This is a genomic window from Croceicoccus sp. Ery5 (genome assembly GCF_020985325.1).
Taxonomy (GTDB): domain Bacteria; phylum Pseudomonadota; class Alphaproteobacteria; order Sphingomonadales; family Sphingomonadaceae; genus Croceicoccus.
The window spans coordinates 2,508,354-2,528,543 of record NZ_CP087587.1 but is presented as its reverse complement, the minus strand read 5'-3'; the positions used below and the strand labels follow the sequence as shown (position 1 = coordinate 2,528,543).

General features: G+C 64.5%; 17 protein-coding genes. 11 read left to right on the top strand and 6 right to left on the bottom strand.

Annotated features, from left to right (window positions below):
* Positions 1-10 precede the first annotated feature (10 nt).
* Positions 11-388: a c-type cytochrome gene (locus LOZ74_RS11980; RefSeq protein WP_230291406.1), complete on the bottom strand. Its 378-nt coding sequence runs from the start codon at positions 386-388 to the stop codon at positions 11-13.
* A gap of 238 nt (positions 389-626) precedes the next feature.
* On the opposite strand from LOZ74_RS11980, the gene LOZ74_RS11975 reads away from it, so the two are divergent.
* Complete coding sequence (locus LOZ74_RS11975) at positions 627-1,478, top strand: SMP-30/gluconolactonase/LRE family protein (RefSeq protein WP_230291405.1); 852 nt, start codon at positions 627-629, stop codon at positions 1,476-1,478.
* Between the two features lie 12 nt (positions 1,479-1,490).
* Here LOZ74_RS11975 and LOZ74_RS11970 read toward each other — a convergent pair whose 3' ends face one another.
* Entirely contained in the window at positions 1,491-1,811 is a 321-nt protein-coding gene (locus LOZ74_RS11970; RefSeq protein WP_230291404.1) for a Rieske 2Fe-2S domain-containing protein, read from the bottom strand.
* On the bottom strand, positions 1,808-2,887 hold the full coding sequence (locus LOZ74_RS11965; RefSeq protein WP_230291403.1) for a hypothetical protein: 1,080 nt from the start codon (positions 2,885-2,887) through the stop codon (positions 1,808-1,810). The genes LOZ74_RS11970 and LOZ74_RS11965 overlap by 4 nt, the downstream gene beginning before the upstream one ends.
* Positions 2,888-2,989: 102 nt before the next feature.
* Here LOZ74_RS11965 and LOZ74_RS11960 point away from each other — a divergent pair, with 102 nt between their 5' ends.
* The 5 genes from LOZ74_RS11960 (at position 2,990) to LOZ74_RS11940 (ending at position 8,914) form a co-directional block, all read left to right on the top strand.
* Entirely contained in the window at positions 2,990-4,471 is a 1,482-nt protein-coding gene (locus LOZ74_RS11960; protein WP_230291402.1) for a class I adenylate-forming enzyme family protein, read from the top strand.
* A gap of 72 nt (positions 4,472-4,543) precedes the next feature.
* Complete coding sequence (locus tag LOZ74_RS11955) at positions 4,544-5,713, top strand: MaoC family dehydratase N-terminal domain-containing protein (protein ID WP_230291401.1); 1,170 nt, start codon at positions 4,544-4,546, stop codon at positions 5,711-5,713.
* A 2-nt stretch (positions 5,714-5,715) separates the two neighbouring features.
* On the top strand, positions 5,716-7,458 hold the full coding sequence (locus LOZ74_RS11950; RefSeq protein WP_230291400.1) for an FAD-dependent oxidoreductase: 1,743 nt from the start codon (positions 5,716-5,718) through the stop codon (positions 7,456-7,458).
* A gap of 114 nt (positions 7,459-7,572) precedes the next feature.
* Complete coding sequence (locus LOZ74_RS11945) at positions 7,573-8,367, top strand: SDR family oxidoreductase (protein WP_230291399.1); 795 nt, start codon at positions 7,573-7,575, stop codon at positions 8,365-8,367.
* A gap of 223 nt (positions 8,368-8,590) precedes the next feature.
* Positions 8,591-8,914, top strand: coding sequence for a hypothetical protein (locus LOZ74_RS11940; RefSeq protein ID WP_230291398.1), 324 nt, complete (start codon positions 8,591-8,593; stop codon positions 8,912-8,914).
* A gap of 145 nt (positions 8,915-9,059) precedes the next feature.
* Here LOZ74_RS11940 and LOZ74_RS11935 read toward each other — a convergent pair whose 3' ends face one another.
* Complete coding sequence (locus LOZ74_RS11935) at positions 9,060-9,497, bottom strand: MarR family winged helix-turn-helix transcriptional regulator (RefSeq protein ID WP_230291397.1); 438 nt, start codon at positions 9,495-9,497, stop codon at positions 9,060-9,062.
* Between the two features lie 57 nt (positions 9,498-9,554).
* The gene (locus LOZ74_RS11930; protein ID WP_230291396.1) at positions 9,555-10,811 is read right to left on the bottom strand and encodes an acetyl-CoA C-acetyltransferase; all 1,257 of its coding nucleotides are present in this window, start codon (positions 10,809-10,811) and stop codon (positions 9,555-9,557) included.
* A gap of 200 nt (positions 10,812-11,011) precedes the next feature.
* On the opposite strand from LOZ74_RS11930, the gene LOZ74_RS11925 reads away from it, so the two are divergent.
* The 3 genes from LOZ74_RS11925 (at position 11,012) to LOZ74_RS11915 (ending at position 16,759) form a co-directional block, all read left to right on the top strand.
* Positions 11,012-12,685, top strand: a complete 1,674-nt coding sequence (locus LOZ74_RS11925; RefSeq protein ID WP_230291395.1) for an MFS transporter — start codon at positions 11,012-11,014, stop codon at positions 12,683-12,685.
* 126 nt (positions 12,686-12,811) lie between these two features.
* The gene (locus tag LOZ74_RS11920; RefSeq protein ID WP_230291394.1) at positions 12,812-14,641 is read left to right on the top strand and encodes a hydantoinase B/oxoprolinase family protein; all 1,830 of its coding nucleotides are present in this window, start codon (positions 12,812-12,814) and stop codon (positions 14,639-14,641) included.
* Between the two features lie 42 nt (positions 14,642-14,683).
* Positions 14,684-16,759, top strand: coding sequence for a hydantoinase/oxoprolinase family protein (locus LOZ74_RS11915; RefSeq protein ID WP_230291393.1), 2,076 nt, complete (start codon positions 14,684-14,686; stop codon positions 16,757-16,759).
* Here the strand turns inward: LOZ74_RS11915 and LOZ74_RS11910 are convergent.
* Positions 16,756-17,814 carry an AraC family transcriptional regulator gene (locus tag LOZ74_RS11910; RefSeq protein ID WP_230291392.1) on the bottom strand — a complete coding sequence of 353 codons (1,059 nt, stop codon included), beginning with the start codon at positions 17,812-17,814 and terminating at the stop codon, positions 16,756-16,758. The two genes, LOZ74_RS11915 and LOZ74_RS11910, sit on opposite strands and share 4 nt — an antisense overlap.
* Positions 17,815-17,937: 123 nt before the next feature.
* Between LOZ74_RS11910 and LOZ74_RS11905 the strand changes: the two genes are divergently transcribed.
* The gene (locus LOZ74_RS11905; RefSeq protein ID WP_230291391.1) at positions 17,938-18,924 is read left to right on the top strand and encodes an enoyl-CoA hydratase/isomerase family protein; all 987 of its coding nucleotides are present in this window, start codon (positions 17,938-17,940) and stop codon (positions 18,922-18,924) included.
* Positions 18,925-19,060: 136 nt separating this feature from the next.
* On the top strand, positions 19,061-20,092 hold the full coding sequence (locus LOZ74_RS11900) for an AraC family transcriptional regulator (RefSeq protein WP_230291390.1): 1,032 nt from the start codon (positions 19,061-19,063) through the stop codon (positions 20,090-20,092).
* Positions 20,093-20,190: the final 98 nt, after the last annotated feature.

Below are 20,190 nucleotides of genomic sequence, written 5' to 3'. Positions count from 1 at the left end.
GCGCGCCGTTTTACTTCTGGCTGGCCAGAAAGGCGATCACGTCGGCCCGCTGCTTGTCATCGGGCAGCGATACCATCATGCGCGTGCCGGGCACCGTCTTGGTCGGCGATTTCAGATAGGCATCCAGATTCTTGCGATCCCAGCGCAGGCCCGATTTCTTGAGCGCGGGGGAGAAGGATTTGAACTCGCTCGACCCTGCCTTGCGGCCGACCACGCCTGCCAGATTGGGGGCCATTCCGCCCGGACCGTCGCCCTTGGCCACGCTGTGGCAGGCAGCGCAGCGCGCCTTGTAGATTTTTTCGCCCGGCTGCTCGGCAGGTGCGGCCATTCCGCTGGCGGCAAAGGTAAGGGCACCGATGGCAGGCAGGGCAAGGAGTAAAGGTTTCACGCAGGTCTCCGGTCGAAAGCCGATGATAACGCCAGCGTTCTGGCATCAAAGCGGCAAGCGGTCGAGTGCGTCATTCGACGTATTCCCGCTTGCTCTGACAAATCGCTGCAACGGGCGGACATGGTGCGCGCCAATCGAACGCGTCGGCGATGGAGCGCGGCCCTGCTTGACCCATTTGCCCAAGCGTCCCTAGCCCCCGTTCACTAGCCTATCGCACAAGGGGAAAGGACCGTTGCCGGTGACAGGCACAACGCAGATCGTTTGGCAGGGCGACATCGCGCGACCGACCGGGCTGGCATGGCTGGCCGGGGCGGAATGCCTGCTGGTGTGCGATCCCGAAGGTGGGCGCTTGGGCAGTTTGGACCCGGATGGCGGTGCGGTCTCGCTGATGTCGACCGGCGGACCGACCAGCTTCTGCTTTCCCACCCGCGACGGCGAATTGCTGCTGGGCATGGGGGGGGACCTTGTACGGCTGGACGGCAACGGGAACAGCGAGGTCGAGGTCAGGATCGACATGCCCGCCCATTTGCAAACCGGCACGGGAACGGCGGATTGCCTTGGCAGGCTGTGGTTTGCCGCTCCCGATGCGAGTGGCGGCGACGACGGGCGGGTCTATCGCTATCACGACGGGCGGATGATCCCCTCTCTGTTCGGCAGATGCAGGCCGGGCGGCGTGGCGGTGTCGGCGGACGGGCGCATGTTGGTCCATGCCAATGGCACGGCAAGGCGGATCGAATATTACCGCATCAGTCCGGCTGCGGCCCTGTCGGCGGGCGAAGTGCTGGCCGTGCTGCCCGACGATGCGGGCGAACCGCGCGGGATCGCGCTGGACCGCGATGGCGGGCTGTGGGTGGCGCTTTCGTCGGGAAGGCTGGCGTTGATTGCCCCCGATGGCACGATTGCGATGCAGGTGGAGATCGCGGGCGAAGCGATCGATGTGGCCTTTGGCGGCACGGATATGGCGACATTATTCGTCAGCACGCCGGGCGCGATCCACGCTGTCCAGCCGCCAGTGGCGGGGCTGGCCATTGGCGCCGTAAAATTGTCGGCAGGCGCCCATCTGGGACTGATCGAGGATGACGACCACTAGGGGCCATGCCCGCTAAACCGCCACTTCGACCGTTCCGTCGCGGATGCGCAGCGGGAAGGTAGCGACGGGCTTCGTCGCGGGCGGGTTGAGCGGCTCTCCGCTTGCCAGATCGAACCGCGCGCCATGGGCGGGGCAGGCGATCCAACCGTCGCGCACCATGCCGCAGGCCAGTTCCTGAAACGCATGGCTGCACCATGGCTCGATCGCATGCACCGCATCGCCCGACCGGCACAGCAGTACCGGCCTTGCCGGATCGCCCAGCCTGACGAGCAGCGTGCCGCCATCGGGCACATCCTCTTCGGCACAGGCGGGCAGGAACGGCGTCTGCGTCATGCGTGCGTACCGCTGTCTAGCCAAGCGCCCGCAGGTGCGGTGACCAGCGCGATATCGGCATGGTTGACGATGCCGGCCGGCGCTTTCGCCAACTGGGGCAGCACGTTCACCGCGGGCAATGCGGTCAGCACGCTCCAGTCTCCGCCCGTCCATTCGGGCGCGACGAACCGGACCCGCATATCGACGCCCGGTTCGCCGTCGACGGTCACGTGATAATGATCGTCGTCGAATGTCCATCCTTCGGCCAGAAGATCAGTCAGATACCATGCGACCGACAGGCGCACGACGTCGTGGCCGGACTTGCGCCCGATCCAGGTCGCGCGCAGCGCCGCATTGGTACCCTTGGCCAGCATCATGAAACCCAGATCGATATCCTGCGCCGCCGTCGCATAGTCGAGTTCGAAAGCGGTGTCGTCGAGCGTCACCCCGATCGCCCCGGCCACGCCCGTAACCGCGTCGCGGAACGACACCAGCGCGCCCTGTGCGGCCATGCGCATCGCCGCATCGGCGTCGGCAAAGCCCATGCCCAGCGCTGCCCATGTCTCTTTCGACGAATAATTCGCCACATTGGCCGATTCCGCAATCGTCACGCGGTCCACCCTTCGGCATACGGCCGTCAGCGATGCGGCGATCTGGTTGATCCAGCCGGGATTGACGCCGGTGATATAGAAAGAGCTTCCGCCCGCCGCGCAGGCCGCCGCGATCCTGTCGCGCGCTTCGCCGCCCAGCCCGCCGCAGTTGAGCAGCAGATTGGTGCTGGCCACATCGATGCCCGCACGCAGCAGGCGGTCCAGATGATCGAGGTCGGCCATGAAAGGCGTATAGACCACCGCATCGGGCCGTGCCGCGATCAGCGCGTCGATATCGTCGGTGGCGGCAATGCCGCAGGCAGGGCGGTCGCACAGCACTGCGGCATCCTGTCCCGCCTTGTCGGGCGAAAACGCATAGAGCCCCGCCAGTTCCATCCGCGGATCGTCGAGAATGGCGCGCAGCGCGCATTTGCCGACCTTGCCCGTTGTCCATTGCACTACGCGCAGCTTTTCCATCGCCAGCTCTCCCTTTTTATCGCGCGGCACATTGGGGACATTGGCGGCGGATCGGAAACGCGGTGGCGATGCTTTGCGCGGCGGGCCCGCATGCCCTTTCCGCAAGAGGGGATCAGGGCGTAGCGCAGACCCATGGACGAAACGCCCGCCATCGATGTTCCGGCGATCTGCCGCGCCGCCCTGGCGCAAGAGGGCGACGCGATCCGGTTCGAAGGGCGCTGGAGCGGCTGGGCCGATGTGCGCCGGATCGCGCAGGCGGTGGAACGGGCGCTGACCGCATCGGCCATTGCGGCGGACGCGCCGGTCGCCTTTGCGCCGCGCAACACGCCCGGCTCTCTGGCGGCGTTCCTGCCGCTGCTGGCGCAGCGGCGGCGGATCGTGATGGCCTATCCGTTCCAGTCGGCAGAAGCCTTGGCTAAAATGGTCGGCACATTGCAAGCCGCCGCGCTGATCATGGATCGCGGCGATTTCACCCCGCCTGTGATGGCCGCCATGGCCAAAGCGGGCATGGCGGGCATTGCGCTTGGCGATGACGGCGCGGAATTGCTTGCACCGGGCGGCGGGACATGCGCGCCCCAACCGCCGGCGGTCGTGCTGCTGACCAGCGGGACGACCGGCCCGCCCAAACATTTCCCGATCGGCTATGGTGTCATCGCGGGTTATATCGCGCAGGGATTGGCACAGGCAAAGGCCGATGCCATGCGCCCGACGTCGCTGTTGTGCTTTCCGCTCAGCAATGTGACCGGGCTCTATTCCATCGCAACCTCGTTCCTGTGCGGGCAGAAAGTGGTCCTGCTCGAACGCTTCAGCGTCGAGGGATGGCGCGATTATGTGGTCCAATACCGCCCCGTTGCGGGCGGCGGGCCGCCTGCCTCGCTCTCCATGATCCTGCAACGGCGCATTCCCCGCGGCGATCTTGCCTCGCTGCGCGTGTTCTCGACCGGTGCGGCCCCTGTCGATGCCGGCGTGCGCGAACGGTTCGAGGAAACCTATGGCATTCCCGTCGTCCAGACCTATGGCGCCACCGAATTCGGAGGGCCGGTCTGTGCGATGACGCCCGATCTGCTGCGCCGATATGGCAAGGCGAAATCGGCCAGCGTCGGCAGGCCGTTCGGCGGCGCGCAGATCCGCATACGTCAGAGCGATGGCGGCTCACTGGCGGATAGGGGCGAGGTGGGGCTGGTCGAAGTGGTGTCGCCGCGCATGGGGACCGATTGGATCGCCACGTCCGATCTGGGTTCGATCGACGCGGACGGGTTCCTGTTCCTGCACGGCAGGGCCGATGGCGCGATCATGCGCGGCGGGTTCAAGATCGTGCCCGAAACGGTCGAGGCCGCGATGCTGGCCCATCCCGATATTGCCGAAATCGCGGTCCTCGGCCTGCCGGACGAGAGGCTGCACGAATTGCCCGTCGCCGCCGTGGTCCCCGCGCAAGGCTGCGCCGCGCCGACGCCGCAGATGCTCGACCAGTATGCCCGCGCGTGCCTGCCCGCGACCCATGTGCCCGCGCGCTGGGCCATCGTCGACGCGCTGCCGCGCACCGTTTCGTTCAAGACCGACCGCGCGGCGGTGCGCGAAATCTGCGAGGCACAGGCCGTATCGCCGGGCCGATAAGGGGGCGTCCGGCCTTGCTCTTGGCGGCGCGGGGATTGACCAATCGGGCAAAATTCACGGGGAGCATGCATCTTGGCGACCAAGACACTCGATACCAGCGACATCGACCAATATCTGGGCAAGCCGATCGAAAGTTCGGAATTGCGCGAACCCATTTCGGTCACCGATATCCGGCGCTGGGTGCATGGCATGCAATATCCGAACCGCCTGCATTACGATCCCGATTTCGCCGCGCAAGGCCGCTGGGGCGGGATCGTCGCGCCGCAAAGCTTTGCCATCGCCTGCGACGACGGCCATGGCGCCGCGCCTGCCTGCGTAGGCAAGATTCCGGAATCGCACCTGCTGTTCGGCGGTGACGAATGGTTCTTCCGCGACGTGCGGATCAAGCCCGGCGATCGCATTTCGGTCTTGCGCGTACCGTTCGATTACGTGGTCAAGGAAACGGGTTTCGCGGGGCCCACCTGTTTCCAGCGCGGCGACAATATCTATACCAATCAGGACGGGGAGGAGATCGCGGTCCAGCGCTCCACCTCCATCCGTTACAGCGCCGAGGCGGGGGGGCAGAGCACCGATCTGTCCAATTCCGAAGACCCTGTCTGGACCGAGGACGAGCTTGCCGCGCTGGAGGATCGCAAATTCGCATGGGTCCAGATGCTGCACGATCTGGGCCATAGGGAGCGCTGGTGGGACGACGTGACGGTCGGCGATGCGCTGCCCGAGCGTGTGTTCGGCCCGCATTCCATCGCCAGCTTTACCACCGAATGGCGTGCGTTTTTCATGTCGATTTGGGGCGCGTTCCGGTTCCGCAAACAGGATCTGGAAGGCATGGGTTTCACCCGCGAGATGGCGGGGTATGAAAACGACCCCGACATGGTGCTCGTCAATCCGGCGCTGACCGACGGGGCCTATTACGGGCCGTCCCGCGGGCATCTCAATCCCGCATGGGCGCGCAAGATCGGCATGCCGCGCGGCTATGGCTATGGCGCGTCGATGGGGTCGTGGATTACCGACTACCTGTCGGGCTGGGCAGGCGAACATGGCCGCGTGGTCCATTCGAACAGCAATTATCGCGGCCCCGCGCTGACGGGCGATGTGACGATCCAGACCGCCGAAGTGACCGAGAAATCGGTGGACGAGGACGGCCGTCACCTGATCCATGTCAAGCACCGGATGGAAACGCAGACCGGCACGGTGATGGCAACCGGCACGGCGCAAATCGCGCTGCCAAAGAAGCCCGCCTGACCATGGCGGATTTCGACGAAAGTTCCGACCGGCCGGAAAGCGTTGACTGGCCGGAATCCTTCGACTGGCCGGAATCCTTCGACTGGATCGTCGTTGGCAGCGGGGCGGGATCGTTCGCCTCTGCACTGGTGATGCGCGAGGCGGGCTATTCGGTGCTGATCCTTGAAAAGACCGGATTTGCGGGCGGCACCACAGCAAAATCGGGCGGGGTGATGTGGATACCGGCCAATCCCTTCATGCTGGCCGATGGAGAGGATGACAGTATCGAGAAGGCGGAAGCCTATCTCGACGCGTTGCAGGAACTGGATGGCGGGACGGCGCCCGGAACGTCGAAGGCCAAGCGCAGGGCCTATCTGGAAAACGGGCCGAGGGCGGTGCAATTCCTGTTGGAGCAGGGGATCAAGCTGCGGCGCGGGCATGATTTCTGGCCCGATTATTACGACGAGCTTCCCGGCGGCTGCAAAACCAGCCGGACCGTGGTGGCCGAACCGTTCAACCTGAAAGAGCTGGGCCCGATGCGCAAACGTCTGCGCAAGGGGTTTGCCGAATTCAACATATTGCTGTCCGACGCATCGAAACTGGGGCACATCCGCACCAATCCCGACGCGAAGAAAATGCTGCTGCGCATCGCACTGCGCACCGTGCGCGACAGGCTTCTGGGCCGCAGGTTCACTACTGCGGGCGCGGCGCTGCAGGGGCGCATGTTCAAGGCGGCACTGGCGGCGGGGATCGATATACGGTTCGACAGCGCGGTGACCGAACTGGTGCAGCACGAAGGCCGCGTGACCGGTGTCACGGTCGAGGGGGCGCAAGGTTCGGGACGGATCGGCGCAAGGCGCGGCGTTCTGGTCAACGCAGGCGGTTTCGCCAAGGATCAGGCGATGCGCGACAGATACATGCCTGGTACCCGCGCCGAATGGAGCCAGGTGCCCGAAGGCGATACCGGCGATCTGCATCGCGAAATGGCACGGATCGGCGCGCAAATGGCGCAAATGGACCAGATGGTCGGCTATCAGGCGACGATCGCTCCGGGGACAGAGGGCAATTACGTCCTGCCCGGCGCGCAAAGCCTGACCGGCAAGCCGCATGCCATCCTTGTCGACCAGTCGGGCGTACGCTTCATGAACGAGGGCGGATCGTACGAGCTGTATTGCGAGACGATGCTGCGCCGGAACCGGACCGTTCCCGCCGTGCCCAGTTGGGCGATCCTCGATCGGCAATATGTCGAGAAATATAAGGTTGCCGACAAGTTCATCGATAAGAAGATTCCCGACGGTTGGGTCGAGGCCGGTTACCTTCACATGGGCGACAGCATCGAAGGTCTGGCGGACAGCATCGGGATCGACCCCAAGGCGCTGGCGGCCACGGTCGAACGCTGGAACGGATTTGTCCGCGCGGGCAAGGACGCCGATTTCGCGCGTGGCGAGCGTGCCTATGACGGCTGCGCCTTTGTCGGCGATCCCTATTCCGACGAACCGTCGCGCGGCACCATCGAAAAAGGGCCGTTCTATGCCGTGCCCGTCATCCCCGGCGATGTCAGCACCTATGGCGGGGCGGTGACCGACGAAAAGGCCCGCGTCCTGCGTGCCGACGGATCTGTGATCGGGGGGCTTTACGCCACCGGCACGTCCACCGCATCGGTGATGGGCAATGTCTATGCGGGCGCGGGCGCCAGCATCGGCCCTTCGCTAACCTTCGGCTATATCGCGGCGCGCCATGCCGCGGGCCTCGACAATTCGGCCTGAGGAAAGGAACGGCCATGGATATGATCGCCGCCGATTACGGCATCCGCCAGTTGCGGCGGGGCGGGGGTTAGACCCCGGCTGAAGAACGATACCAAGAGGTGGAGGGCAAGGGCCATGGAACTCGACAATTCGATCAGCGCCATCGTGACGGGCGGGGCATCCGGCCTTGGCCGCGCCAGTGCAGAGGCGCTGGCGGCAAAGGGGATCAAGGTTGCCGTCTTCGACCTGAACGAGGAGGCGGGCGAGCAGGTCGCCGCCGCGATCGGCGGCACGTTCCACAAGGTGAACATCATGGACGAGCGCAGCGTGGAGGACGGCTTTGCCGCCGCGCGCGCTGCCAACGGGCAGGAACGCGTGCTGGTCCATTGCGCGATGGCGGCCAAGGGCGGCAAGACGGTCAGCCGCGACAAGGAAACCGGTGGCTATAAGCGGCTGAGCACCGAGGATTACGCCTTTTCCGCGGATGGCATACTGGTCGCCAGCTATCGCGTGGCATCGATCGCGGCGCTGGGCATGGCGGCGAGCGATCCGGTCAATGACGATGGAGAGCGTGGAGCGATCATACTGACATCCAGCGCGGCAGCGCAGGACGGGCAGGTGGGTCAGGTGGCCTATGGGTCGTTGAAAGCAGGCGTCAACGGGCTGGTCCTGCCGATGGCGCGCGACCTGATGGATCTGGGCATTCGCGTGAATTCGATCATGCCGGGCATTTTCGCGACGCCCCCGATGCTGAAATTCAAGGAGTTTAACGAGAAGATGTGGGACGCGCTCAACGCGTCGGTCCCGTTCCCCAAGCGTTTGGGAAAGCCCGACGAATTCGGCAGGCTTGTCGTTGAAGTGGCGGGTAACAGCTATCTCAACGGACAGATGTTCCGCATCGACGGCGCGATCCGCATGCCGCCCCGTTAGGGCAGTTCGACATCGTCCGGTTTTTCAGGGGCGTCGCCATGGTGCGGCGCCCTTCGCATTTGCAAAAACCGTATTCGCGATTGCAAAAAATAAAACTAAGCTAGCTTGACAAATCCGACAGAATAATACTAAACAGGGTTAGCTTTTGAACGACGGACCCCCGATTGATTCGCGCCAGACCGGCCGAACGGGTTCGCCGGAACCGGATAGAAGAGAGAGAACGATGAAACTGAACAAAGCAACGCTTGCCGCTTTTGGTGCGATGGCCGTTCTGGCGGCTGGCGCCGCGCCCGCCATGGCCGAGGAAAACGCCGCAGAGGCCGCTGCCGCTGCCGTGTCGTTCCAGCCTGCCGAGGCGAAGAAAGGTTCGATGATCTATAGCGACGGCAAGCGCATCGGACAGGTGATCCGCGTGCGTGAAAACGGCGACGCGCAGATCGTAATCAACGGCAAGGCGCATCTGGTGCCGGCCGAAACCCTGTACGAGGAAAACGGCAAGCTGGTCACCTCGCTCAGCCGCGCCGAAGTGGTCGCGAACAAGGGCTGAACGCGCCCCGTATCGATTTCTCCCACCGGGCCACCTGCACGCACTCAACGGCCCGGCAAACTCCGCATATGCGGGCAGGGGCTGCCGGTTTCGACCGGCAGCCCTTTTTTCGTCAAAAACCTGGAATCGTGCAGCCGCGACGAAATCAGAACTGGGGAGAGCCCAGATTGCCCTGAATCCGGTCAAGCAGCGCGTTCATCTGCTCAAGCTCGTCATCGCCGATACCCGCAAAGGTCGCATCCTCGCTCACCGTGGCCGCAGCGCCCAGCTTGCCCGTCAGCTGTGTGCCCTTGTCGGTCAGGAATACCGCGTGGGCGCGGCGATCGTCCTCCTTGGGCTTGCGCTCGACCAGACCCTCGGCAATCAGCCGGTCGACCAGCCTTCCGGCGGAAGCCTCCGAAATTTCCAGCGCCTCGGCAATCACCCGCTGCGTCGCGCCGGGGCGCGAGGATACGACCGCGATCACCGTCCATTGCGAACGGGTGACTCCCAGCTCGGCAATGGCCTCGTCGAAATGCTTGCGCATCTGCCGCGCCAGAATCGAAATTTTCAAAGCGACATTGCGCTTCAGCGTGTCCGGCATCGCCCCGGGATCTCCTTGTTCAGGACAGGATAGGCCGCTCGCCGACAAAGGAAAACCTCAGATCCGTTCGATAATGATCGCGGGGGCCATGCCGCCTGCCGCGCACATGGTGATCAGCGCATAGCGGCCCCCGATCCGCTCCAGCTCGTCAAGGGCAGTGCCGATCAGCACCGCGCCGGTCGCGCCGATGGGATGGCCCAGCGCGATGGCGCCGCCATTGGGGTTCACCTTTTCGCGCGGCAGGCCAAGGTCGCGGATGAATTTCTCGACCACTACGGCAAAGGCCTCGTTCACTTCGAAAACGTCGATGTCGTCCGCGGTCAGGCCCGCGCGTTCCAGCGCCTTTTTCGCGGCGGGGACGGGGCCGTTCAGCATCAGCGTGGGATCGTCGCCCACATTCACGGCGGTCACCACGCGGGCACGCGGTGTCAGGCCGTGCTTTTCGGCATATTCCTTCGATGTCAGCAAGATCGCCGCCGCCCCGTCGACCACGCCCGACGATGTGCCGACATGATGCACCGGCGCGAATTCAAGATCGGGATAGCGGCGCTTGATCTGGCCCGCAAAACTGGTGCCGTCGCGTGTGGCAGGCAGGTCATAGAACATGGCAAAGGCGGGCTTCAGTTCCGCAAGGCTTTCGGCAGTTGTTTCGGGACGGGGATATTCCTCGTGGTCCAAGACGACGTTGCCGTCGGCATCGGTTACCGCGATCACCGATTTGTCGAAGCGGCCTTCCTTTATGGCCACGGCGGCGCGGCGCTGGCTTTCCGCGCCGAACGCTTCCAGCTCGGCCCGGCCGATCCCTTCCATCGCGGCGATGGCATCGGCGGCGACGCCCTGATTGGTCTGCGGATGCAGTGCGTCCAGCGTGGGATTGTTCGTGCCCAGACCGCCGGCGACATGGGCCTTTTTCTCGCGCAGCATCATGCCGTAATCGGTGACATGGCTCATCATCTCGGTCCCGCCGGCGATGACGCAATCTTCCAGCCCCGCCATGATCTGCCCCGCCGCAAGGCTGGTCGCCGTCAGTCCCGATCCGCAAAACCGGTCGAGCGTCACGCCGCTGACCTTCACGTCATAGCCTGCGTCCAGCGCTGCCATGCGTCCCATGTCGCCGCCCTGCAGCCCCATTTGCGCGCTGGTGCCCCAGATCACATCGTCGACGGTCGCGGTGTCGAGCCCGTTACGGTCGCGGATCGCAGCCAGCACTGCCTTGGCCAGATGCTGCGGATGCATGCCCGAATAGGCGCCCTTGCCGGTCTTGCCGATGGCGCGGGGGGTGCGGACGGCGTCGATGATATAGGCCTCGGCCATGCGGGGTCTCCCTGATTGCAGGCGCTATTTTCGGATAGTCTCGATATCCGGTCTTGCACCTGCGGGCGGCGGGGCCAAGCCTTTGGGGCCGTCGGGGCGCATATCTCCGCCCCGGCGATGGAGCGTTATTTGCCGCTGGACGTTTGGGGGCAATATGCCGAACATGGAACGATAACGGGCGGGGCCGGAAAGGGACGACATTGGCATCGGGATCGCTGCAAAACCAGCCGCCGCAGGCAGCGGGCGGCCCGCTTGCGCCGCTGGGCGAGCCGCTGTTCCGCCGTATCTGGACCAGCAGCGTCTTTTCCAATCTGGGCCATCTGATCCTTGGCGTCGCGGCGGCGTGGGAAATGACCCGCCTGTCGGACAGCCCCACCATGGTCGCATCGGTACAGACCGCGCTGATGTTGCCGCTGATGCTGGTTGCGCTGCCCGCGGGCGCGCTGGCCGACATGTTCGACCGGCGCAAGGTGGCGATGACGGGGCTGGGCTTTGCCTGCGTCGGCGGAACGGTGATGGCGGCGCTTGGCTATATGGGGCTGATCACGCCGTGGATGATCCTGATCCTGCTGTTCGCCATCGGGTCGGGCGTGGCGCTTTACGGCCCAGCATGGCAGGCCTCTATCGGAGAGCTGGTGCCGGTAAGGCTGTTACCGTCGGCCGTGGCGCTGGGTTCGGTCAGCTATAATCTGGCGCGTTCGGTGGGGCCGGCGATCGGCGGTTTCATCGTGATGGCAGCAGGGGTCTCGGTCGCCTTTACCGTCAATGCGCTGCTGTATATTCCGCTGATCATCGCGTTTTTCCTGTGGCGCCGATTGGTCGCCCCGTCACGCCTGCCGCCCGAAAGCCTGGGCCGCGCGCTGGTATCGGGTATACGCTATGCCGCCCATGCCAGCGGTGTGCGCAATGCCATCGTGCGGGCGTTTCTGTTCGGTTTCTGCGTTTCCACGCCATCGGCTCTCGCCCCGTTGATCGCGCGCGACCAGCTGGCGGGCAATGCCAGCACCTATGGCATATTGCTGGGCGCGGCAGGGATCGGTGCGATATTCGGATCGCTGGGCACATCCCCTGCGCGCGAGAAATTCGGGCCGGAAAACGCAGTCCGGCTGGGCACGGCGATCACGGCGGCGGGGCTTTTGGGAATCGCCTTTTCCAGCCATGTCTGGATCGCGGCGGTATTTTACGTGCTGCAAGGCGCAGGCACCATGCTGGTCTTCGCCATGCTGAATGTGGGCGTGCAATTATCCGCGCCGCGCTGGGTGACGGCGCGGGCGCTCTCGCTCTATTCATCGGCGCTGACGGGCGGGATCGCGCTGGGGGCCATGGCATGGGGCGCGGTCGCCGCGCGCACCGACCTGCACGAGGCGATGTTGCTGTCGGGCCTTGCACTGGCGGTGACGCTGCTGGCCGGTTTCGTCATGCCGCTGGTGCGCGAGGGAGGGGACAAGCGCGATCCCGTGGTGCTGAGCAACGAGCCCGAGGTCAATCTGGCGCTGACGTCGCGGTCGGGGCCGGTCGAGATCGAGATCGATTACCGCGTCGACCCCGAACACGCGCGCGAGTTTTTTCGTGCCATGCAGGACGTGGGCCGCACGCGCCGCCGCAATGGCGGTTTCGGCTGGTCGCTGGGCCGCGACATCGCCGATCCCGCCTTGTGGACCGAACGCTACGAATGCCCGACATGGGGCGATTATCTGCATATGCGCGACCGCTTTACCCAGGCTGACCGCGAGGCGCAGTTGCGGGCCGATGCGTTCAACAGCCTGCACGAAGGCCGCTTGCGGCGACGCCTGTTGCGCCCGTCCGGATCGGTCCGCTGGCGCGCCGAAGTGCCCGACACGGGCGAGGCGAGTCCCAATCCGCTGAACTTCTGACGCCGGCGCGGGTTCAGGCCGCTGCACGAAAGGTCTATCGCGCTGCGCCCTCTGTCGAGAGCGCGGGCGGCGGCGCATTCTACCTGTCTGGCACGATAAAGCATAAGTGCCGGAGGGGCCGATAGAATGAGTTACGCCTTGCGCCGCAAACTGGCCGAGCGGCCCGCACCGCTGCCGACCAGCGCGACCATCGATCCGGTGACCGCCGATATCATTCGCGGCGCGTTCGAAACCGTCTGTTTCGAAGTGGCGACCCATCTGGGCCGCGCGGCGTCCAGCCCGATCATCAACCAGTCCAACGAACGCAACGCGGCCATCGTCGACGCGCATGGGCGGCTGGCGGTCGGCTCGATCGGCACGCCGCACCTGACCTTCGTATCGCAGCTGACGGTGCGTTACGGGCTGATGCAGCAGGAAAAATACGGCTGGGGCGCGGGCGACGTGTTTCTTGGCAACGATCCCGACGCGGGCGGCGGGCATCTGCCCGACTATAATGTCTATGCGCCGGTCTATGACGATGCGGGCGATCTGGTCACCTGTATCGCATTGCAGGCGCATCAGGGCGATACCGGCGGCAAGGACCCGGGCGGCTTTACGCTGGAGGCGACCGATATTTTTACCGAGGGGCTGGCGATCCCCTGCGTCAAGCTGGTCCATCGCGGCGAACTGCGCACCGACATCATCGACATGATCGTGCGCAACAACCGCTTCGCCACTTTCGCGGGCGATCTGGCCGCCATGATCAGCGCGGTGCAAAAGGGCGTGCAGCGGATAGAGGCGATGATCGCGACCCATGGGGGCGATGCGATCCGCGCCGCGATCAACCATGCCATCGACCAGACCGAACGCCAGTTTCGCGGCGAAATCGCGAACTGGCCCGACGGCACGCACGAAGCCACTGTCTATATCGACCATGACACCACCGGCACCAAGGATGTGAAGGTGCATGTCGCGGTGACGGTCGATGGCGAAAAGCTGAAAGTGGACCTGACCGGCACCGACGACCGCCAGAACCTGACCGGCGTGTGGAACACGTTCGCCAATTCGCGCGGCTATGTGATGGTGCAGCTGGCGTCGATGATCGACCCGACCATCGTGAAGAACGAAGGGCTGTTCAACGCGGTCGACATCGTCATTCCCGAAGGGTGCATCGCCAATCCTCCGGTTAACAAGCCTGCCGCGCTGGGCAGTTTCCATCCGGCGTGCGAGATTACCGAGGCAGTCTGTGTGGCCTTGTCGAATGTCGTGCCGACCCGCGCGCAGCCGCAGGTGTACAAGATCGGCATGCCCAATGCCGTCATCGGTTTCGACGGGAACGGCCAGATGTTCATGGATCAGGGCGTCGACAGCCGTTCGATGGACGTCTCGGCAGTGCAGGGGCTGGACGGCTGGGGTTCGTGCCCCGTCAGCCTGGGCAATCTGCTGCTCAGCCAGGCCGAAGATGCCGAGAGCCGCTTTCCCGTGCTGAATATCGCGCGGGAACTGACGATGGATACGGGCGGCGCGGGGCAATGGCGCGGCATGGCGGGCAGCCGTAATGTGAAACAGGTGCTGCAACCGATGATGGCCACTGCATGGATGGTCAGCCACGACCACCCGATCAGCGGCATGTGCGGTGGCGAAACCGGCACGGCCTATGAGAATTATTTCGAAGTCGGCACCGAGCGCGAGCGGCGCATCGTGCTGGCCGAACAGGCCATGCTGCCCGAAGGGGCGACCATTGCCTATCAGCATGGCGGCGGCGGGGGTTTCGGCCCTGCGATTGCCCGCGACCCAGAAGCAGTGTTGGAGGACGTGCTGGACGAGTTGGTCAGCATCGAGGCGGCACGCACGCAGTACGGCGTGGTGCTGACGGGCGGGCTGGAGGATTATGACCTCGCCGTGGACCGGGCCGCCACGCGCACGCTGCGCGCCGAAATGGCCGAACGGGCGAAACAGCCCGAGCCTGCAGAATAAGCCGCCAGACGCGCGAACAACAGAATAGTCGAGGGGATTTTCATGGCCTATCGGGTCGGCATCGATATTGGCGGTACGTTCACCGATTTCGCGCTGCTGCGCGAGGCGGAAGGCGATGTGCGGCTGTACAAGAACCTCACCACGCCCGAGGACCGGTCTTTGGGAGTGATGAGCGGTCTGGCGCGGCTGGCCGAAATGGAAGGCAGGAGCCTTGAGGCGTTCCTGTCCGAATGCGATGCCATCGTGCACGGGACCACGGTCGCCGATAATGCGCTGATCGAAATGGACGGCGCGCTGACGGGGCTGATCTGCACCGAAGGCTTCCGCGACGAGATGGAATATCGCCGCGGTTTCAAGGAAAGCATCTGGGACCCGACCCTGCCGCCTCCGCCGCAGATCGTGCCGCGCCGCCGCCGCCTGACCGTGCCCGAACGCATCATGGCGGACGGATCGGTGCATACCCCGCTGGATGAACAGGCCGTGCGCGATCAATGCGCGAAATTGCGCAAGCAGGGCGTGGAATCGGTTGCCGTGTCGCTGCTTTTCAGCTTCCTGAACCCCGCGCATGAATTGCGCGTGGCCGAGATTGTGGCCGGGGAAATGCCCGATGCGCGCATTTCATTGAGCCACAAGGTGCTGCCCCGCGCGCCCGAATATGATCGCACCAGCACCACGGTGGTGAATGCCTTTGTCGCCGCGCGCGTGGCCGACTATCTCGAACGGCTGGTCGTGCGGCTGCGCGATGCGAAATATGCCAACCGGCTGATGGTGATGCAGGCATCGGGCGGGGTGATGACGGTCGATTATATCGAAGGCGCGCCGGTGCGCGTGCTGGCATCGGGCCCCGCGGGCGGCGTGGTCGGGTCGGCGCATACCGGCAGTGCCAAGGGATACCGCGACCTGCTGTGCGTCGACATGGGCGGCACATCCTATGACATGAGCCTTGTGCAGGATGGCGAGGCTCCGCCCGAGGCGGGGTGGAACATGCATCACCGCTATCTGGTCGGCGTTCCCATGGTGAAGGTCGAGACATTGGGCGCGGGCGGCGGGTCGATCGTGCAACTGGTCGCGGGCGCCTTGCGGGTCGGGCCTGAAAGCGCGGGCTCCGATCCTGGCCCCATTTGCTATGGCCGTGGCGGTACGCGCCCGACGGTAACCGATGCTTTGCTGATGCTGGGCATCTTGTCGGACGAGGCCGGCTTTGCGGGCGGCGATTTCCGCCTGACCCGCGACGGTGTGGATCGGGCCTTTGCCGATATCGGCGCGCCCTTGGGCAAAAGCGCCGAAGAAGCCGCCTTTGACGCGTTCCGGCTGGTCAATGCCAATATGGTCGACGGCATCCGCCGCACCACGGCCAGCAAGGGCATCGACCCCGCGGGGCTGACCATGCTGGCCTATGGCGGCAACGGGCCGGTCTTTGCTGCCGCGCAGGCACAGGAACTGGGCATCGACCGCGTCCTGATCCCGCGCGCCAGTCCGACGTTTTCGGCACTGGGCACGCTGGTCGCCAATCCCACGGTGGACGAGGAACGGTCGATCATCGCGGGCGTCAATGCGCTGCCGGTCGGGCAGATGCGCGATCTGTGGTCGCAATTGTCCGCCCGTGCGGCACAGCATCTGACCGATGCGGGCTTTGCACGGGAACAGGTGCAGTCGGCCTATCAGTTGAACATGCGCTATCCGGGCCAGAACTTCTCGCTGACTTTCGATGTGGCCCAAGGCGCGCCGGGCGATCTGGACTGGCTGGACGAAGGGATCGGCGAGCGCGCGCTGGAGCTGTTCAATGCCCGCCATATCGAGGAATACGGCCACATCCGCGACCATGAATTGCCCGAGGTAACGGGCCTGCGCCTGACCAGCCATGTCGCCACGCCCAACCCGCCAGCGGGTGGAGGGCGGTCTGCCGCGCCGCGCCATATCGAACCGCGCGGCAGGCGCATGGTCAATCTGGGCAGCGGCTTTGCCGACACCGGCATTTACGACGGGGCCGCCATGGTCGCGGGCGATGCCGTTACCGGCCCCGCGGTGATCGCGGAAAGCTTTACCACCATCGTCGTCTATACCGGCTGGCGCGCCAGCGTGGACGATGCGGGTGATTACATCATGGAGCGGGTCTAGTTGGAGAGGTTCTGGCGGAACTTTTGCGGGGTCGTGCCGGTCCAGCGCTTGAACGCGCGGCCAAAGCTGGTCTGTTCGCCATAGCCGAGCCATTCGGCAATCTCGTCCAGCGAACTGTCGGGCCGCTGCAAATAGGTCTTGGCCAGCAGGATGCGCACATCCTCGATCACTTGGGAAAAGCTCGTATCCTCTTCCGCCAGCCGCGCCTGTAGCGTGCGGACCGATACGCCGAATTTCTCGGCACAGCGTTCGATGGAGCAATTCCCCTTGGGCAGGTCGCCGCGCACATAATCGCGCACGCGCTGCGCAAAGCTGACGCGGTTGGCGGCCTTTACCCTGTCGAGATAGCCGCCCAACAGGCGATAGAGCAGCCGGTTCGCGCTGGGCACCGGATGGTCCAGCTGGCTGGCGGCAAAGCCGATGGCATTGATATGCGAACGGGTGCGCAACTGGCAGCCCAGCGCGCGTTCGATCTCGGCAATGTCGCAGGGACGGGGCGATACGGCCAGTTCGACATAGCGCGGCTGGAAACGCGGCCCGCCGATCTGGCGCAGCACTTTCATCTGCAGCACCACGGCCTGCAAATTCGCCTGATCGTTGATGCCCAGATCGTGCACCACGCCCCAGCGCAATTCGGCCCCGTTCTCACCCTCAAGCAGTTCGGGAGCGGCTTCGGGCGAATGGACGATGGGCAGATATTCGGTCAGCGCCGTGATGGCCGTGCGGAAATCCGCCGCCGAACGGGCCAGCGCGGTGATGCAACCGAACACTTCGGCATCCTGTTCCTGCGCCAGATGCAGGCCGAACAGCGGATCGTCGAACAATTCGCTGCAATATTCGAACGCATCGACCAGTGCTTGCGCGCCGACATAGGAATCGGGGTCCGACAATGCGCGCATGTCGATGCCGTGCCGGTCCAGAATGCGCTGCGGATCGGCATTGCGCCGCTGTGCGAAATCGGAAAAACCCCGCAGATTGGCGGCACGCAACTGCCCTTCGCCGGGCGTGCCGTCGAGCGGGCCTTCGATGCCGTAAAAGATCGGGTCCACGGGCATGATGACGCGCATCCTACGCCCGCGCGGGGGTTGCGTCCAATGTTCATCACACTGCACGGGCGATCTATACAGCCTTTCGCCACACTGGCAGCATCGGTGCAAACAAAGCCCGAGAGGATGCACATGGCCGAGATGAAGTCCCCCCGCGAACACCGCGAGGATGCGCTGCCCTTTATCCGATACGAAAAGGACCGGGAGCGGCGGATCGCCACGATTACCTTTGACCGGCAGGACCGCGGCAATGCACCGACGATCGGTATGCGCATGCTGTATGGCGATTACGTGCACCGCGCCAATGTGGACGACGAGGTAAAGGTGCTGGTCATCCGCAGCGAGGGCGCCGATTTCGGCACCGGCGCGGATATCGACGAACATGGCGACATGTATCTGAACCCCAAGGAGGGGGAGAGCTTTCTGCCCGATCTTGAAATCGGGCTGGACGAGGATGTCGCATGGCCGCCCGCGGGCAGTTTCCGCCATCTGCACAATCTGACCGATCATTACATCAAGGCAGGGGCAGGGGTCCGGCCGTTACAGGAATTCAAGAAGATCAGCATCGTGGAGGCCAAGGGCTATTGCTATGGCTGGCATTTCTACCAGTGCGGCGATGCCGATCTGCTAATCGCGTCGGACGATGCTTTGTTCGGCCATCCCGCGTTCCGCTATGCCGGATGGGGCCCGCGCATGTGGACCTGGCTGGAAACCATGGGCTATCGCAAGTTTTCGGAAATGCTGTTTACCGGCCGCCCGTTCACCGCGGCGGAAATGGACCAGACCGGCTTTATCAACAGCGTCGTCCCGCGCGACCGGCTTGAGGCGGAGGTCGACAAATATGCCGATGCCTGCTCGCGCTCTCGCCCGGTCGATGTGGTGGTGGCGCAAAAGACGTTTCTTGAAACCTATAAGCAATATCGCGGCGAATATCTGGGCAGCAAGCTGACAGGCTGGCTGGAAGGCATGCTGCCGATGATGAAGCCCGACCGCGAGACGGCGGTGGATCTGGGCGGCGACGCATTCGACGGCGGCATCGCCAAGGCGGTGAAGAACAACGACCGAAGCTATCCGCCCGAATGGCGGCTGAGCCGCAAGGGGCGCGAGGCGAAGGAGTAGATCGAGGGCGCAAGGGCGCTGCGCTAAATGTCGATGGTGCCGCGCCTTTGGCATGTGGGCCGGGCAGTGGCTTGTCCTAAGATGCAACCATGTTGACCGGGCGAGAATAACAAGCCCCGGAACGTGGGAGACAGATATGTCCGAACCTCTGTTCACGCTGGACGCGGACAATTACCGCAAGTGCCAGCAGCTGTTTCGCGGAACGCATCAGCGCGAATATTACGATGGCGAATTCTGGGTGGACGACAGCCTGCCCGTCGAGGTCGAGGCGCGGCGCCGCGCCATCGGCCCCTATACGATTATCGAAACCAGCGCCGCCACGCGCCAGTTCTTTCGCCGCACGCGCAAACATATCCGCGAAGATGCGACCGATCTGGGCGTTCTATGGTTCGTCAGGCGCGGATCGCTGGTGTTTTCGAACCAGCAGGGCCAACGGATCGTGGGCGAGGGGGAATTCCTGCTGACCCGTTCGATGGCGCCCTTTTTCATCGAATTGCAGCCCGGCGATGCCGGATCGCATGAAATCCTGCACCTGACAGTGCCGGCCCATCTGCTGCGCAAGCATATGGCCAGCCAGAACGGCGCGGGCGAAACCGGCTCCGGCGCCTATATGCCCGCCCACGTGCGCGAGATCGAAGTGGCGCAGGCAATGCTGGGCGATGTGTTCGATGACGACGCGATGGGCGAGGATTCGTCGCGCATTCTGGTCGAGGCCGCGATCCGGCTGGTGGAGCAGGCGATCTCTGCATCGCCGGGGGCGTGCCAGGCGCGCCAGACGGTAACCGAACAAAGGCTGGACGAGGTTTTGCGCTTTATCGAAGTGCATCTGTCCGACCCGAACCTGTGCACCGGCATGGTCAGCAAGGGTTGCGGCGTCAGCCAGCGTTACCTGTCCCTGTTGCTGCAAGGGACGGGCAAGACCTTTTCCGATCTTGTCTGGAGCCGTCGTCTGGAAATGGCGCGCGAATGGCTGGCGCATAGTCACAAGCGCGACGTGGCGATCAGCGAGATCGCCTATGGCGTCGGTTTCAAGAGCACTGCCCATTTCAGCCGCAAGTTCAAAAGCGTGTTCGGCCAGAATCCCCGCGATTTCCGCGAGGGCGCGCTGGCGGACCAAGCAGGCGAGATCGAGGCGATCAACGAACGGGCGGGCGCGACCATTCAATAGGGTCGCGATTTGACCCTGCGCGCGGGCCCGCTTGCCTGTGCGCCGACTGCGGCGGGGCGATGCTTTCGCGTGGCGGGTGCAGCCGGTAAGCGGGCGTG

Excerpts from the sequence above, each read along its gene's own strand:
- LOZ74_RS11970 (WP_230291404.1), bottom strand. The coding sequence starts at position 1,811 with ATGACGCAGACGCCGTTCCTGCCCGCCTGTGCCGAAGAGGATGTGCCC.
- LOZ74_RS11960 (WP_230291402.1), top strand. The coding sequence starts at position 2,990 with ATGGACGAAACGCCCGCCATCGATGTTCCGGCGATCTGCCGCGCCGCC.
- LOZ74_RS11950 (WP_230291400.1), top strand. The coding sequence starts at position 5,716 with ATGGCGGATTTCGACGAAAGTTCCGACCGGCCGGAAAGCGTTGACTGG.
- LOZ74_RS11945 (WP_230291399.1), top strand. The coding sequence starts at position 7,573 with ATGGAACTCGACAATTCGATCAGCGCCATCGTGACGGGCGGGGCATCC.
- LOZ74_RS11940 (WP_230291398.1), top strand. The coding sequence starts at position 8,591 with ATGAAACTGAACAAAGCAACGCTTGCCGCTTTTGGTGCGATGGCCGTT.
- LOZ74_RS11935 (WP_230291397.1), bottom strand. The coding sequence starts at position 9,497 with ATGCCGGACACGCTGAAGCGCAATGTCGCTTTGAAAATTTCGATTCTG.
- LOZ74_RS11930 (WP_230291396.1), bottom strand. The coding sequence starts at position 10,811 with ATGGCCGAGGCCTATATCATCGACGCCGTCCGCACCCCCCGCGCCATC.
- LOZ74_RS11920 (WP_230291394.1), top strand. The coding sequence starts at position 12,812 with ATGAGTTACGCCTTGCGCCGCAAACTGGCCGAGCGGCCCGCACCGCTG.
- LOZ74_RS11915 (WP_230291393.1), top strand. The coding sequence starts at position 14,684 with ATGGCCTATCGGGTCGGCATCGATATTGGCGGTACGTTCACCGATTTC.
- LOZ74_RS11910 (WP_230291392.1), bottom strand. The coding sequence starts at position 17,814 with ATGCCCGTGGACCCGATCTTTTACGGCATCGAAGGCCCGCTCGACGGC.
- LOZ74_RS11905 (WP_230291391.1), top strand. The coding sequence starts at position 17,938 with ATGGCCGAGATGAAGTCCCCCCGCGAACACCGCGAGGATGCGCTGCCC.
- LOZ74_RS11900 (WP_230291390.1), top strand. The coding sequence starts at position 19,061 with ATGTCCGAACCTCTGTTCACGCTGGACGCGGACAATTACCGCAAGTGC.